We start from the raw sequence: 13,862 nt of genomic DNA, 5'->3' as shown, positions 1-13,862 counted from the left end.
CTCCTCTGAGGCGCGGAAGACCGCCGCCGGGCGTCCCGGCGGCGGTGGTCATACGATGGCGACGATGGCCTTGCTCCGTTGAAGGAGGGGTGTCGTGCGCTTTGACATGGTGGTGGAGACGCCGCGGGGATCACGCAACAAGTACGAGATGGATCCCGGACGGCAGCGGATCCGCCTGGACCGGCTGCTGTTCACCGCGACGGCCTATCCCTATGACTACGGTTTCCTGCCGCGCACCCTGGCCGAAGACGACGACCCGCTGGACGCGATGGCGCTGGGCGAGCTGCCGACCTTCCCCGGCTGCGTGATCGCCGTACGACCGGTCGGCGTCTTCTGGATGCACGACGAGAAGGGTCCCGACGCGAAGATTCTGTGCGTGCCCGCCACGGATGACCGCTTCGCCCATATCCGGGACATCACCGATGTCCAGCCGCACGTGCTGAACGAGATCGGCCACTTCTTCGAGGTCTACAAGGCCCTCGAACCCGGCAAGAGCGCCGACACCCGGGGATGGGAGCCTCGGCCGAACGCGGAAACCGTGATAGACGACGCGCTGAGCCGGTTCACCTCGATCTCGTAGCGCGTGATCCCGTGGGACACGACCTAGACTCCGCCTGTGGAAGTCGATGACCGCGACGGGGTGCGCGAACTGCTGCGCCCCGGCGGCACGCTGGTGGTGGTCGGCCTGGCCCACGAGACGACCCCGGCGGAGTGGGCGGCGACGATCGCGGTCGCCCCGATCGTACGGATCGCGAAAGTGCTGCGTCGCGCCAGTGGCCCCGAGGCATGCTGGTGGCCGACCCGCGGGGCAGGTGCGATCCGCGGCACGGCGGCTGCTGCCCGGAATGCGCTATCGCCGACACGTGCTCCGCCGCTACTCCCTGACCTGGCATAAAACTTCCTGACCTGGCGTAAACCCAACATGCTAGAGAGTTTCCCGTCGATCTTTATCGCAGAGGCGAAGGGTCAGGTGCATGGCCAACTGCAGCACCAGTGTGACCCGACTGCGTCAACTGCTGGACCGCCCGGACCACATCGTGTAGCTCCCTGCCCTGGGCGTGGCCGGCGGTTGAGGACATGCCGCAGGGAAAAGAGCACTCCACTACAAAATTGTAGTCCGCTTAAAATTAGGAGTAGGGTCCACCTATGGGAGAGGGGCTGCGGGAGCGTAAGAAGCGGCAGATGCGGCAGCGCATCTCTGAAGTGGCCATCGGCCTGTTCGTCGAGCGTGGCTTCGACAATGTCACAGTCACCGAGATCGCTGCCGTTGCCGAGGTGTCGGTGAACACCGTCTACAACTACTTTGAAGCCAAGGAGGACCTCGTCCTGCCGCCAGAGGATGCCTCTCCGTGGCGGCTGGCCGATGTCGTGCGGCAGCGCTGTCCGGGCGATTCGGCGGCGGGCGCAGTGCTGGCCTGGCTGCGCGAGGAGATACGTGGCCGGGAGCGCCGGGTAGGCCTGAGCGCCGGGTTCGGGCGCGTACTCGAGATGATGCGGGCCGCTCCCACGCTGTCCGCGCGGCTGGAGGACCTCGGCCGCCAGATGACCGACGCGCTGGCCGTTGTACTGGCCGAGGAGACCGGTGCCGCACTGGACGACCCGCTGCCGCGCGCGGTCGCCTGGCACATCGGGTGCCTGCACGCGCTGGTCTACGCCGAGATCGGTAGGCGGATCACAGCAGGAGAGTGTCCCGACGTGATCGCCACCGCCGTGCTGGAATTGCTGGACGTCGTGGAGGGGCTGCTGGGCGAGCAGGTTCTCGGATATGCCGTGCGTGAGGGATGAGCGCGTGTTCAGAGTGACGATCAGAGGCAAGTTCAAGGGGCTCGACGACATCGGCCGGGCCGCCGTGCTGGCGGCGAGCGGGGCCGCGTACACGGAGACCGGAATGTTCACCCACGACCAGAGCATGTCGGTTTTCACCTTTCGCTGCCAGGCGCCGGCCGGGCCCGATGACGGCGAGGACGACGCCGTTCTGCACGCCATGGTCGCCCTTGACTCGCATGGGCACCTGTACGAGATCCTGAAGGTCGCGGTCACGGACATGCGTGAGATTAAGGTGCGTCGTCGGCGATGAAGTTCGAAGCGCACGCGGCTTGATCGACAGCTGTTACGAGGCGAGCAGGTCGGCGGCGTGGTGGCCGGCGGCTGCCGAGGCCAGGAAGTAGGCGGTGTCCTCCTCCAGGCCGCGGCCCATCGTGGACAGCCGGACCGGTGCGGCCTTGAGCGCGTCGAGCAGCCCGTCGACGGGCACGGTGACGAGCTCGTGGCGCGCGGCCAGCGGCGCGGCCTGCTCGCGCACCCGATCGCCCAGCTCACCCGGCAGCTCGGGCAGCACGACCCGGGCCGGGGCCAGCGCCACGCGTCCGTAGGCGGTGAGCGAGTGATGTGACACCCCTATGTGGCGGTCGCGCCGGTCGCCCTCGCTGATCCGAAGGGCGGCCACCGGCCGTCCGGACAGCACGGCGGCGGCGTTCACCGCTTCTCCTGCGCACACGCCGGAGAAGCCCCAGCGGGTGCCGGTGCCGAGGTTGCCCGGGCCCTGCGCCACCACGGCCACGTCGGCGTGGAGCACGTGGCGGGCGGCGAGCAGCCCGGTGTGCAGGGTGACCGCCTCCAGGTCGCCGCCGAACGCCTGCCCGACGGTGATCACCCCGCACAGCCATTCGCGCGCCCTCAGCTCGGCGCACGACATCGAGAACCACGCGGGGAGCGCCCCGCCGTCCTGCATCACGTACGCCACCCGGGGCCGGTCGCCATCGCCCGCATGCGAATAGAGGCCGCACAGGATCGCGGGCAGCGCCGAGTGCAGATCGGCGATCACGACCGGCATGCCGTCGACCGAGTCCGCCTCCCGGAGCGCCTCGTGGTACGGCGAGCCCTGTTCGTCCGCGCCCGCCACGGTCGCCTGCAGCGGCGTGTAGCGCGCCTTGACCAGATGGCCGGGACCGGCGGGATCGGCCGGCAACCGGTCGGGCACCGCGACCACCATGGCGTACCCTCCCGTGCCGAGGCCCATGGCGAGTGCGGTCGTGTTGAGCAGCACGACGTCGCCGGTCTCGGGCCGGCCCACCAGCGCGGGATAGGCCAGCGCCCGGCAGCGGCCGTCCTCGGTGGCGACCTCCAGTTCCACCGCCCCCGGCCACTCGCGCCGGACCCCCGTCACCTCGCCTTTGCGCCATCGGATCACCAGGAAAGGGTAGCGTTCTGCCTGGGAAAGGAGGCCTTATGTCACGGCGGAAGACCGAGCGGCTGCTCAACCTGGTGATCTGCCTGCTCGCCACGCACCGGCCGCTGAGCGCGGAGCAGATCAGGCATGCCGTCCCGGGCTACGACCCGGACAACGACGAGGCCTTCCAGCGCATGTTCGAGCGCGACAAGAACGAGCTGCGCGAGATCGGCATCCCACTCGAGGTGCACAAGGACCCGTGGGAGGACGATCCCGGCTATCGGATCCCGCGTGAGGCCTACGAGCTGCCCGAGATCACCCTGGAGCCGGACGAGGCCGCCGTGCTCGGCCTGGCCGCCCAGGTCTGGCAGCGGGCCAGCCTCGCCGACGCGGCCGGCGGGGCGCTGCTCAAGCTCCGGGCCGGGGGAGTGCGCACCGACCTCGCGGAAACCCCGTTGGAGCTGCGGCTGCACACCCGCGACCCGGCCTTCCCCACGCTGTGGGAGGCGGTGCGCGACCGGCGGGTGGTGACCTTCGACTACCGCTCGGCCGGCAGCGAGGCCGTGCTCACCCGGGTCGTCGAACCCTGGGGTGTGGTGAGCCGCTACGGGAGGTGGTACGTCGTGGGACACGACCGCGACCGGGACGCCTCCCGGGTCTTCCGGCTGAGCCGGATCGCCGGCCGCGTCGCGACGGTCGGCCGTCCCGGAGCGTTCACCGTGCCCGAGGGCGTGGATCTGCGGGCGATGGTCGGCTACCAGGAGCGGCCGGTCGAGCGGGTCGCGCTGGTCCTGGTACGGCAGGGCACCTGCCTGGGCCTGCGGCACCTCGCCCGAGCCGTACGGACCGGGTCCGACGGGTGGGACGAGGCCGAGGTGATGTTCGCCGAACCCGAGCGGCTGGCGGGCTGGATCGCCAGCCTGGGCCCGCACGCGAAGGTCGTCGATCCACCGGACGCGCGGGAGGCCGTGATCCGCCGGCTGAAGGGGGCCCAGTTGAAGGAGGCCCAGTTGAAGGAGGCCCAGGGGAAGGAGGCACTGCGATGAGTTCCGACCGGCTGCCGCGGCTGCTGGCGCTCGTGCCGTACCTGATGTCGCACCCGGGGGCGCAGGTCCCCGAGGTGGCGCGGCTGTTCGGCCTGTCGGAGAAGCAGCTCATCGACGACCTGCAGCTCGTCTGGATGTGCGGTCTGCCGGGGCACACCCCGGGCGACCTGATCGACGTGTCGTGGGACGGCGGCGAGATCCTCATCGACAACGCCGACACGATCGCCCGCCCGCTGAAGCTGGGCGTGGACGAGGCGAGCGCGCTGCTGGTGGCGCTGCGGATGCTCGACGAACTGCCGGAGTTCCAGGGCCGCGACGTGCTGGGCCGGGTGATCGCCAAGCTGGAGCAGGCGGCGGGCGAGGGCGCGGCCACGGTCAGCAGCCAGGTGCATGTGGAACTCGGTGCGGCGCCCGACGCCCACGCGGTGATCACGGACGCGGCCCGGCGCGGCCGGCGGCTGTCCCTGCGCTACTACGTGCCGGGGCGCGACGAGATCACCCCGCGCGAGGTCGACCCGCTGCGCGTGGTGCTGGTGGACGGGCGGCACTACCTGGAGGGCTGGTGCTACCGCGCCGAGGCGATGCGGATGTTCCGCATCGACCGGATCATCGACGTCGAGGTCCTGGACGTGCCGGCCGATCCACCGGCCGAGGCCGAGCCGATGGACGTCGCCGAGGGCGTCTTCCGGCCCTCCGACCGCGACGAACTCGTCGAGCTGGAGCTCAGTCCGGCCGGCCGCTGGGTCGCCGAGTACTACCCGTGTGAGGAGGTCGCCGAGCTGGGCGAGGGCCGCCTGCGGGTGACGCTCCGCGCCCGCGACCAGTCCTGGGTCGTACGGCTCGCGCTGCGGCTCGGTGAGAGCGGGCGCGTGGTGTCTCCCGCGTCTCTGGCCGACCAGGTCGCGGCCACCGCCGAGGCGGCGCTGGCCAACTACGCGTCGGCCGGCTGACCGCCCCCATCACGTCCCGATAGCATCCAATTAGCATGGCGGGCATGACGTGGATCTTCGCCGGAAGCGGTCTGGCGGTCGCCGGGCTCGCCATCCTGGCGGTCTTGGCCGTACGGATGGTCGCCGCGGCGCGTGGCCTCGGCTCGGAGTTGGACCGGGCACGGCGCATGCTGCCGCGGGAGGGGGACGAACCGCCCGGGTTGCGCGTACGATCGGGGGGGACGGCACGACCTTCGCTTTAAGGAGATGTCATGGGCAGTCTTGGACCCACGGAATTGATTCTGATCCTTCTGGTTCTGGTCCTCCTGTTCGGCGCGAAGAAGCTGCCCGACACCGCCAAGGCGCTGGGGCAGTCGCTGCGCATGTTCAAGAAGGAGACCGGCAAGCTCAGCGACGAGGACTCCGACGACGTCGTGCGGGCGAAGGCGGAGCCCGTCGCGGCCGCGCAGCTCCCGCCCGCGGGCCCGTCCGTCGAGGAGCGGTTGCGCTCGCTCGAGGAGGAGAACCGGCGGCTCAAGGAGTCGCAGGCTCCGGTCAGCGCGCAGGCGCAGAACGAGCGGAACCCCGGCTGAGACCTGCCACCGCGTTTCGCCGGCCTCCCACCCGTCTCTTGACATAGGACTAGCGTGATGGCTCTGCTGAAGCGATCGACTCCCGCCGTCTCGGATGACGGGCGGATGACTCTGATGGAGCACATCCGCGAGCTCCGCAACCGGTTGATCAAGGCCATCCTGGCCGTGGTGGCGGGCACCGTCCTCGGGTTCGTCTTCTTCGAACCCATCTGGAAGTTCCTGAAGCAGCCGTACTGTCGGCTCCCCCAGGCCCACCAGCTGGACAAGGACAAGTGTCTGCTGTTCGTCAACGGGGTGTTCGACTCGTTCTTCGTGAACCTCAAGGTCGCGCTGATGTTCGGCCTGGTGGTGTCGGCCGGGTTCTGGCTGTACCAGCTGTGGGCGTTCGTCACCCCAGGGCTGTACCGGAACGAGCGGCGCTACACCGTGGCGTTCCTCGGACTGGCCGTGCCGCTGTTCACCGCCGGGGCGGCGCTGGCCTACTTCATCATGGACAAGGGACTGGGGCTGCTCCTCGGCTTCGCCCCCGAGGACACGCTGAACCTCCTCACCATCAACGACTACCTGAACTTCACGCTCGGTATGCTGGCGATCTTCGGGGTCTCGTTCCTGATGCCGCTGCTGATGGTGTTCCTGAACGTGGTCGGTGTGCTGCGCTTCGCCACCGTGGCCAAGCACCAGCGGATGGTCGTCTTCCTGCTGTTCGTCTTCTCGGCGGTGGCCACGCCCAGCCAGGACCCGATCAGCATGCTGATGCTGGCCCTGCCGATGGTCGGGCTGTTCTACGTCGCGCAGGCGATCATGTTCTTCCGCGACAGGAAACGCGAGGCCGCCGACGCGGCGCATGCCCGCGCGATCGAGGAGGAGCTCGACGGCCCGGTCACGACCTCCGACCCCGAGCCCTAAGGATCTGAACGAGGAGCTTTCCGCCAGACGGGACGGCCCGGAATCCGGTTATCGGTAGGGTTGGCGGTATGAGTACGCCTGCGGAACGCTACGCCGCATTCCGTCAACAGCAGGCCGAATCCGGGCCCGCCCTCACCTCGTTCCGTGGCCTGTACGACTTCGAGCTCGACGAGTTCCAGCTCGACGCCTGCCGGGCGCTCGAGGCGGGCGACGGTGTGCTGGTGGCGGCGCCGACCGGGTCGGGCAAGACCGTCGTCGGGGAGTTCGCCGTCCACCTCGCCGTCCAGCGCGGCAGCAAGTGCTTCTACACCACTCCCATCAAGGCGCTGTCCAACCAGAAGTACAACGACCTGGTCCGCCGGTACGGCGCCGCCAAGGTGGGCCTGCTGACCGGGGACAACAGCGTCAACGGCGAGGCGCCGATCGTGGTCATGACCACCGAGGTGCTGCGCAACATGCTGTACGCGGGCTCGCCCACGTTGGCCGGGCTCGCCTACGTCGTGATGGACGAGGTGCACTACCTCGCCGACCGGTTCCGGGGGGCGGTCTGGGAAGAGGTGATCATCCACCTGCCCGAGTCGGTCCGCGTGGTCGCCCTGTCCGCGACGGTCAGCAACGCCGAGGAGTTCGGCGAGTGGCTCGGCGAGGTCCGCGGCGACACCACCGTGATCGTCGACGAGCACCGGCCGGTGCCGCTGTGGCAGCACATGCTGGTCGGCAAGCGGATGTACGACCTGTTCGTCTACGAGGGCGACGACAGCCAGCGGGTCAACCCGGCGCTGATGCGGATCACCCGGGACGAGGCCCGTCTGGCGCAGACGCGAGGCAGGCGGGGCTACTCGAGGCCGGGGCGGGTGAACACCTCCAATCGCGCGGACGTGATCGAGAAGCTCGACGCGGAAGGGTTGCTGCCCGCGATCACCTTCATCTTCTCCCGGGCGGGCTGCGACGCCGCCGTGATGCAGTGCAACTACGCCGGGCTGCGCCTGACCACGGATCGGGAGCGGATGGAGATCCGCCACGTCGTCGACGAGCGCACCGCGCACCTGCCCGACGAGGACCTCGCCGTGCTGGGCTATCTGGAGTGGCGTGACTGCCTGGAGCGCGGCCTGGCGGCCCATCACGCGGGCATGCTCCCGGCCTTCAAGGAGGTCGTGGAGGAGCTGTTCACCAGGGGCCTGGTCAAGGCCGTGTTCGCCACCGAGACGCTGGCGCTCGGCATCAACATGCCGGCCAGGTCCGTGGTGATCGAGAAGCTCGACAAGTGGAACGGCGAGACCCACGCCGATCTCACGCCGGGGGAGTACACCCAGCTCACCGGCCGGGCCGGGCGGCGTGGCATCGACGTCGAGGGCCACGCCGTGGTGATCTGGCAGCCGGGCATGGATCCGCTCAGCGTCGCCGGTCTCGCCGGCACCCGGACCTACCCGCTGCGCTCCAGCTTCCAGCCGTCGTACAACATGGCCGTCAACCTCGTCGGCCAGGTCGGCCGCGACCGCGCCAGGACGCTGCTGGAGGACTCCTTCGCCCAGTTCCAGGCCGACCGGGCGGTCGTCGGGCTGGCCCGGCAGCTCCGCAAGGCCGAGCAGGCGCTCGAGGGCTATGCGGAGGCGATGACCTGCCACCTGGGGGACTTCCAGGAGTACGCGGCGATGCGCAGGCGGCTGTCGGACCGGGAGGCCGAGCTGTCGCGGCAGCGCGGCGCGGCCCGCCGGGCGCAGGCCGTACAGTCCCTGGAGGTGCTGCGGCCGGGGGACGTCATCCGCGTGCCCGGCGGCCGCCGCGCGGGCCTGGCGGTGGTGCTCGACCCCGGGGTGAACCCGCGCGGCGTGAGCGGGCGCGGGGTGAACGGGCGCGGCGAGGGACCTTCTCCGCTCGTGCTGACCATCGGCAAGCAGGTCAAGCGGCTGTCGGCGGCGGACTTCCCGGTGCCGGTCGAGCCCATCGAGAAGATCAGGATCCCGAAGAACTTCAACGCGCGCTCTCCGAAGGAGCGGGCCGACCTGGTAGCCACCGTGCACGCCAAGATCGGCGACCGTGACCTCGGCAAGCCCGAACGGGCCCGGGACCACGCGGTGGAGGACGAGGAGGTGGCCCGGCTGCGGCGGGAGCTGCGCCGGCATCCCTGCCACGGCTGCGACGAGCGCGAGGATCACGCCCGGTGGGCCGAGCGCTACCACAAACTGCTCCGGGAGACCGAGGGGCTGCGCCGCCGGGTCGAGAGCCGATCCCACGTGATCGCGCGGACCTTCGACCGGGTCTGCGGGGTGCTTGACCAGCTCGGCTACCTGGACGGAGAGACGGTCACCGAGCAGGGCCGGCGCCTGGCCAAGATCTACACCGAGCTGGACCTGCTCACCTCCGAGTGCCTGCGCGCGGGCGTGTGGGAGGGGCTCGACCCGGCCGAGTTGGCCGCGTGCGTGTCGTCGCTGGTGTACGAGTCCCGGCAGTCGGACGACACGCGCAGCCCGAAGATTCCCGGCGGGGCGGCCCGCGACGCGCTCGCCGAGATGGTCCGGCTCTGGGGTGAGCTGGAGGAGATCGAGCGGGACCACGGCCTGTCGTTCATCCGGGAACCCGACCTGGGTTTCGCCTGGGTGGCCTTCCGCTGGGCCAAGGGCCACAGCCTCGACGCCGTGCTCACCGACTGCGACCTGGCCGCGGGCGACTTCGTGCGCTGGGTCAAGCAACTGCTCGACCTGCTCGGCCAGCTCAAGGACGCCTCTCCGCGCGGCGCCAAGGTGGGCGACACCGCGGCCAAGGCGATCGAGGCCATGCGCCGCGGCGTCGTCGCCTACTCCTCGGTGAGCTGAGCGCGGCCGGCGCGGCTCAACTGAGCACGGCGAGCAGGCGGTTCAGCGGGCTGTCCAGGCCGCACCGCTCCGACAGGGCGACCAGGCGCTCGGGATCGCGCGGCTTGGCCGGGCGGGTCAGGTCCAACTCGGGAACCGGCGCGTCCTGCACGACCCCGACCACGACCGGGGCGACCTCCAGGTAGTCGCGGGCCGCCGCGAGCTTGCCGCGGGCGCCGCGGGGGAGGCTCTCGGTGGTGCCCGCGGGCGCGTCCAGCGCGGCCAGCAGGGCCGCCAGCGAGCCGAACCGGGTGATCAGGGCGGCCGCCGTCTTGTCGCCGATCCCGGCCACGCCGGGCAGGCCGTCGCTCGGGTCGCCGCGCAGCGTGGCGAAGTCGGCGTACGCCCGGCCCGGGATTCCGTACTTCTGATGGACAAACGCCTCATCGACCACCTGAAGGTTGCGAATTCCCCTTACTGTGTAAAGGGCCCGGCAGGGTTTCGCGTCGTCGACGAGCTGGAACAGGTCCCGGTCACCGGTGACGATGTCCACCGCGCCCGACGCCCGGGCCGTGAGTGTGCCGATCACGTCGTCGGCCTCGTAGCCGGGAACGCCGACCCGGGCGATGCCGACGGCGTCCAGGACCTGCTCGATCACGGGAACCTGCGGGGTCAGCGCGTCGGGCACGGTCTCCGCCCCGTCATCGGTCGCCACCCGGTGGGCTTTGTACGACGGGATCGCGGCCACCCGGAACGCCGGCCGCCAGTCGGCGTCCATGCACGCCGCGAGCCGCGTGGGGGAGTGGTCCCGGACGAGCGTTGCGATCATGTCGATGAGCCCCCGCACCGCGTTGACCGGCATGCCGTCCGGAGCGGTCACCGACTCGGGCACGCCGTAGAACGCGCGGAAGTAGAGCGACGGGGTGTCAAGAAGCATCAGCACCCGCCCATTGTGTCCCGACCGCAGGTGTCTCGGGGCTCAGAGCCCGGCCTTGAGAGCGATGAGCGCGGCCTGGGTGCGGTCGGCCGCTCCGAGCTTGACCAGGATCGCCGAGACGTGGTTGGCGGCCGTCTTGGCCGAGATGTGCAGGGTACGGGCGATCGCGGGGTTGTCGTGGCCGGCGGCGACCAGTGCGAGGACCTCACGTTCCCGCTGGGTCAGCTGGGGGAACGGCGGAGCGAAGTTCAGGCCTGCGACCGCCCTGCGGCCGACGGACGAGCCGAAGATGACCTGACCGTCGGCAACCGCCCTGATCGCCCGCACGATCTCCTCACGCGAGGCTCCCTTGAGGAGGTAGCCGCTCGCCCCGGCGGCCATGGCCGCACCGATGAGGTGGTCGTCGGCGGCCATGGTCAGCATGAGGATCCCCAGGCGGGGCTGTAGCGCGAGCAGACGCGACAGGGCGTGAATGCCGGAACCGTCCGGCAGGTGCACATCCATCACGACGACGTCGGGCGCCTGTTCGCCGACCAGGGCCGCGGCCTCGGCGGCCGTGCCCGCGACGCCCACGACCGAGATGCCTTCGACGTCGAGGGCCAGGCGGAGACCGTCGATGAGCATCGGGTGGTCGTCGACGAGGACGACGCGGATCGGGTCAGTCATCGAGACGTTCCTCCGTTGCCGTCAGGGGCACGGCCAGGGGCAGAGTCGCTCGCACTTCGGTTCCGACGCCGGGGCCGCCGACGGACCAGGAACCGCCGACCTCCTCGGCGCGCAGCCGCATGTTCGGCATCCCGCCGCCGGCCGTCGCGTCCGGCGGGATGCCCCGGCCGTCGTCGGCGATCCTCAGCTCCACATCGGCCCCGGCGACCGTCATCGTGACCTCGCACCGTGACGCCTGCGCGTGCTTCGCGACGTTCTGCAGGGCCTCGTTGACGATCCAGTACACGGCGGCTTCGACCGAGGGATCGAGACGGTCGGCGCCCGGTGCGATGTCGGCCGTCACCGTCATGTTGTCCGACGAGAAGCGCCGTACGAGCGTCGCGAGCGCGCCGCTCAGCCCCAGATCCGTCACCACCGCCGGACCGAGGTCGTCGATGACCCGGCGGATGTCCGACAGCGCCGTGGCGAGATCGGAGCGTACCTCGGCGATCAACACCGCGCCACGCTCCGGTCGGTGCGGCAGCAGCTCGGCCGCTACCTCGGTTTTCAGTCCGAGTGCCGTCAGCGTGGAGGCGACTCCGTCGTGCAGGTCCCGGCGTAGCCGTCGGCGCTCCTGCTCGCGGACGGCCACGAGATCCGCCCGATGCCGCCGCAACGCGGCGGTCAACGAACTGGCGTAGGCGGCTGCTCCGGCCTGCCGCGCGAGATCCTCGAGTAGCCGCCGGTCGGTCGGGGCGAACTCCGTCTCCCCGGCACGCAGCCCGACGACGAGGGCGCCGAGATCTTCACCGTGATGGCGCAGGGCCAGATGAACCACGCGGTCCTGCGGTCGGCCGGCGGATGCGACGGGGGCCGTGCCGGCCGCCCGCAGTTCGACGGCCACCCAGGGCAGTCGCAGACTGGCGGCGGCCAACTCGGTGAGGTGCCGCAATCCCTCACCTGGCTCGCCGGCCGCCTCCAAGGTGGTGCCGAACGCCGACAGGACGGCGTACGGCTCGGTTCGCCGACCGTAGAGGAGACGTTCGATCCAGTCGCGTAGCCGCCGCTGCACGGGGGTCAGGCCGACGCACACGATCAGAGCCGCGACCGGCACGCCGGTGACGTCGTTGCCGAGAAGGATGGTCGATGCGGTGACGGCGCCGACGAACACCGCGACGACGCAGCCGGTGAGCGCCAGGAAGGTGAGTGCGCGTCCGACCGTGGCGCGGACGTCCCACAACGCGCCGCGGACGATGCCGAAACTGACTGCGGCCGTCAGGCACACCGTGCTCGGCACGGCCATCCCGTATATCCAGGGACCTGGCGGCTCGATCAGCAGCAGGCCGATCCCCGTGTTCACGACGGCGAGCCAGAACACCAGGCGCACGGTCGGCCGCAGGCGGGCGTCGATGCCGCGTAGCCGTAATCGCATGGCGACGACAGAGCTGAGGAAGGCGGCGTTGATGGCGGCCACCGCGAACGGCAGTGCCGAGGGCGCCCACGCGACGCCGCCGATCGGGTTCGCGACGGACGCCAGAGGCCCGTCGGCCGCGAGCGGACCGGGGGTCAGCGCGGTCACCAGCACGGCGGCGACGTTGGCCGCGCCGGCAAGCGGAAGCGCGACCCGCCACCGGGGCGACGGCAGATCACCGGCAGGGAAGAGCAGATAGACGGCGGCGGCCGCCCCGAGGTGGGGGAAGAACACCCAACCGCCCACCCAGCCGGTCCAGGCCGCCTCCGCGACGCGTCCGTCGATCGCCGCGAGCGACGCATGCGCGGTCAAGGCGCCGCTTGCCGCCAGGCACAGTCCGCCCGCCGCGAGCAGCCACCCGAACGGCATCCTCGGTCTTGCGTACGCCGTCACCGTGCCGGCGGTGAGCCAGCTCATCGCGGTCACGGCTTCGGCCGGCACCCGCCATCGGCCGCCGGTCCATCCGGCGTGGGCGTAGTCGGCGACGGCGAGGGCCGTCAGGGCGCCGCCGAGCACGAACATGACCGCCACCCACCACCGCACACGACCCGCCACGTCACAATTCCACCAGGTCGCCCCGGTGCTCGTCACGGGCTGACTTCCCGGCGCGACCGGGAGGATTTCCCGGCGCCCACCGCTGCCCGGCTCATGACATCGGGACTGATCCGCGTGCACCCTGCCGCCATGACTTCAACAGACCTCGGCCGCGGCGCCCGGCTGACCACAGGCATCGCCGGGCTGGTAGGCGTGGCGGTGCTCGGCTACTTCATCACCTTCGCGACCCTGCCGGACGTGACGGCGTCGGACGCGCCCGGTGCGATCACCGCCTGGCTCGCCGATCCAGCCACCGCGTCCACCGCCCTGACCGCGCTGGCCGTCGGTGCCCTGTCCTACGTCCTCCTCCTGGTGTTCCTCGGAGGCATCCGAAGGCTCGTCGGCATGTGGGACCCGGACGGCATCTGGCCGTCCGTCACCGGCCTCGCCCTGACCCTCTTCCTGGCGGGGGCGCTGGTCAGCGATGCGTTCGCCTGGGCGGTGCCACTGACCCGCCGGACCGCGCCCGCGATGACCGTGCCACCCGAACTCGTGGCACTGCTCGACCGCGGCTGGCTGGTCGCACTGGTCGAGGCACAACTGGCGCTCGGCGTGGCGATCGGGGCGGCGACGATGGCAGGGCTCGCCGCCCGCCGCCGGGGTGTCCAGGTGCCCCGAATCGTGCTCGGTCTCGGAGCTGTCGCCGCCTTCGCGGTCGTCCCGCTCATCCTGATGCCGGACACATCGGCCGTCTTCCTCGCCACGAACCAGCTGCGCCTGCTGTGGATCGTCGCGGTGTCGATCTGGCTCGTCGCCCGACCGGGCACCCGAACCCTCTGA

General features: G+C 70.7%; 15 protein-coding genes. 11 read left to right on the top strand and 4 right to left on the bottom strand.

The annotated features are described in order from the left end of the window. Window positions 1-94 precede the first annotated feature (94 nt). From ACFHYQ_RS15630 to ACFHYQ_RS15615, 4 genes are all read left to right on the top strand, one after another. A complete protein-coding gene (locus ACFHYQ_RS15630) occupies window positions 95-580 on the top strand; it encodes an inorganic diphosphatase (RefSeq protein WP_394301871.1) in 486 nt (161 codons plus the stop codon). Between the two features lie 36 nt (window positions 581-616). Further along, entirely contained in the window at window positions 617-895 is a 279-nt protein-coding gene (locus tag ACFHYQ_RS15625) for a hypothetical protein (RefSeq protein WP_394301870.1), read from the top strand. Window positions 896-1,146: 251 nt separating this feature from the next. Further along, window positions 1,147-1,785, top strand: a complete 639-nt coding sequence (locus tag ACFHYQ_RS15620; protein ID WP_394301869.1) for a TetR/AcrR family transcriptional regulator — start codon at window positions 1,147-1,149, stop codon at window positions 1,783-1,785. Window positions 1,786-1,789: 4 nt separating this feature from the next. Next, window positions 1,790-2,077: a DUF6204 family protein gene (locus tag ACFHYQ_RS15615; protein WP_394301868.1), complete on the top strand. Its 288-nt coding sequence runs from the start codon at window positions 1,790-1,792 to the stop codon at window positions 2,075-2,077. A 33-nt stretch (window positions 2,078-2,110) separates the two neighbouring features. Here ACFHYQ_RS15615 and ACFHYQ_RS15610 read toward each other — a convergent pair whose 3' ends face one another. After that, the gene (locus ACFHYQ_RS15610) at window positions 2,111-3,190 is read right to left on the bottom strand and encodes a DUF3866 family protein (RefSeq protein WP_394301867.1); all 1,080 of its coding nucleotides are present in this window, start codon (window positions 3,188-3,190) and stop codon (window positions 2,111-2,113) included. A gap of 38 nt (window positions 3,191-3,228) precedes the next feature. Here ACFHYQ_RS15610 and ACFHYQ_RS15605 point away from each other — a divergent pair, with 38 nt between their 5' ends. The 6 genes from ACFHYQ_RS15605 to ACFHYQ_RS15580 all read left to right on the top strand — a co-directional run bounded on the left by ACFHYQ_RS15605 (window position 3,229) and on the right by ACFHYQ_RS15580 (window position 9,456). Then, entirely contained in the window at window positions 3,229-4,215 is a 987-nt protein-coding gene (locus tag ACFHYQ_RS15605; protein ID WP_394301866.1) for a helix-turn-helix transcriptional regulator, read from the top strand. After that, on the top strand, window positions 4,212-5,165 hold the full coding sequence (locus tag ACFHYQ_RS15600; protein ID WP_394301865.1) for a helix-turn-helix transcriptional regulator: 954 nt from the start codon (window positions 4,212-4,214) through the stop codon (window positions 5,163-5,165). The genes ACFHYQ_RS15605 and ACFHYQ_RS15600 overlap by 4 nt, the downstream gene beginning before the upstream one ends. A 44-nt stretch (window positions 5,166-5,209) precedes the next feature. After that, a complete protein-coding gene (locus tag ACFHYQ_RS15595; protein WP_394301864.1) occupies window positions 5,210-5,407 on the top strand; it encodes a hypothetical protein in 198 nt (65 codons plus the stop codon). A 9-nt stretch (window positions 5,408-5,416) separates the two neighbouring features. Next, complete coding sequence (gene tatA, locus ACFHYQ_RS15590) at window positions 5,417-5,737, top strand: Sec-independent protein translocase subunit TatA (protein WP_394301863.1); 321 nt, start codon at window positions 5,417-5,419, stop codon at window positions 5,735-5,737. Between the two features lie 57 nt (window positions 5,738-5,794). Continuing rightward, on the top strand, window positions 5,795-6,643 hold the full coding sequence (gene tatC, locus ACFHYQ_RS15585; RefSeq protein ID WP_394301862.1) for a twin-arginine translocase subunit TatC: 849 nt from the start codon (window positions 5,795-5,797) through the stop codon (window positions 6,641-6,643). A gap of 68 nt (window positions 6,644-6,711) precedes the next feature. Then, on the top strand, window positions 6,712-9,456 hold the full coding sequence (locus tag ACFHYQ_RS15580; protein WP_394301861.1) for a DEAD/DEAH box helicase: 2,745 nt from the start codon (window positions 6,712-6,714) through the stop codon (window positions 9,454-9,456). Window positions 9,457-9,472: 16 nt separating this feature from the next. Here the strand turns inward: ACFHYQ_RS15580 and ACFHYQ_RS15575 are convergent, their stop codons facing one another. The 3 genes from ACFHYQ_RS15575 to ACFHYQ_RS15565 are packed head-to-tail and all read right to left on the bottom strand — an operon-like array spanning window position 9,473 to window position 13,079. Then, window positions 9,473-10,372, bottom strand: a complete 900-nt coding sequence (locus tag ACFHYQ_RS15575; RefSeq protein WP_394301949.1) for a 5'-3' exonuclease — start codon at window positions 10,370-10,372, stop codon at window positions 9,473-9,475. A gap of 42 nt (window positions 10,373-10,414) precedes the next feature. Then, entirely contained in the window at window positions 10,415-11,038 is a 624-nt protein-coding gene (locus ACFHYQ_RS15570) for a response regulator transcription factor (RefSeq protein ID WP_394301860.1), read from the bottom strand. Beyond that, the gene (locus ACFHYQ_RS15565) at window positions 11,031-13,079 is read right to left on the bottom strand and encodes a sensor histidine kinase (protein WP_394301859.1); all 2,049 of its coding nucleotides are present in this window, start codon (window positions 13,077-13,079) and stop codon (window positions 11,031-11,033) included. The genes ACFHYQ_RS15570 and ACFHYQ_RS15565 overlap by 8 nt, the downstream gene beginning before the upstream one ends. Window positions 13,080-13,172: 93 nt before the next feature. Here ACFHYQ_RS15565 and ACFHYQ_RS15560 point away from each other — a divergent pair, with 93 nt between their 5' ends. Then, window positions 13,173-13,862, top strand: coding sequence for a phosphatidylglycerol lysyltransferase domain-containing protein (locus ACFHYQ_RS15560; RefSeq protein ID WP_394301858.1), 690 nt, complete (start codon window positions 13,173-13,175; stop codon window positions 13,860-13,862).

It is taken from the genome of Sphaerimonospora cavernae (assembly GCF_042435035.1).
GTDB lineage: Bacteria > Actinomycetota > Actinomycetes > Streptosporangiales > Streptosporangiaceae > Sphaerimonospora > Sphaerimonospora cavernae.
Note: the sequence above shows the minus strand (reverse complement) of the source record. Positions and strands in the feature narration are given on the sequence as shown.

What these genes read in the sequence shown, in the direction of transcription:
- ACFHYQ_RS15620 (WP_394301869.1), top strand. Translation starts at nt 1,147, where the DNA reads ATGGGAGAGGGGCTGCGGGAGCGTAAGAAGCGGCAGATGCGGCAGCGC.
- ACFHYQ_RS15605 (WP_394301866.1), top strand. Translation starts at nt 3,229, where the DNA reads ATGTCACGGCGGAAGACCGAGCGGCTGCTCAACCTGGTGATCTGCCTG.
- ACFHYQ_RS15600 (WP_394301865.1), top strand. Translation starts at nt 4,212, where the DNA reads ATGAGTTCCGACCGGCTGCCGCGGCTGCTGGCGCTCGTGCCGTACCTG.
- ACFHYQ_RS15595 (WP_394301864.1), top strand. Translation starts at nt 5,210, where the DNA reads ATGACGTGGATCTTCGCCGGAAGCGGTCTGGCGGTCGCCGGGCTCGCC.
- tatA (WP_394301863.1), top strand. Translation starts at nt 5,417, where the DNA reads ATGGGCAGTCTTGGACCCACGGAATTGATTCTGATCCTTCTGGTTCTG.
- tatC (WP_394301862.1), top strand. Translation starts at nt 5,795, where the DNA reads ATGGCTCTGCTGAAGCGATCGACTCCCGCCGTCTCGGATGACGGGCGG.
- ACFHYQ_RS15580 (WP_394301861.1), top strand. Translation starts at nt 6,712, where the DNA reads ATGAGTACGCCTGCGGAACGCTACGCCGCATTCCGTCAACAGCAGGCC.
- ACFHYQ_RS15575 (WP_394301949.1), bottom strand. Translation starts at nt 10,372, where the DNA reads ATGCTTCTTGACACCCCGTCGCTCTACTTCCGCGCGTTCTACGGCGTG.
- ACFHYQ_RS15570 (WP_394301860.1), bottom strand. Translation starts at nt 11,038, where the DNA reads ATGACTGACCCGATCCGCGTCGTCCTCGTCGACGACCACCCGATGCTC.
- ACFHYQ_RS15560 (WP_394301858.1), top strand. Translation starts at nt 13,173, where the DNA reads ATGACTTCAACAGACCTCGGCCGCGGCGCCCGGCTGACCACAGGCATC.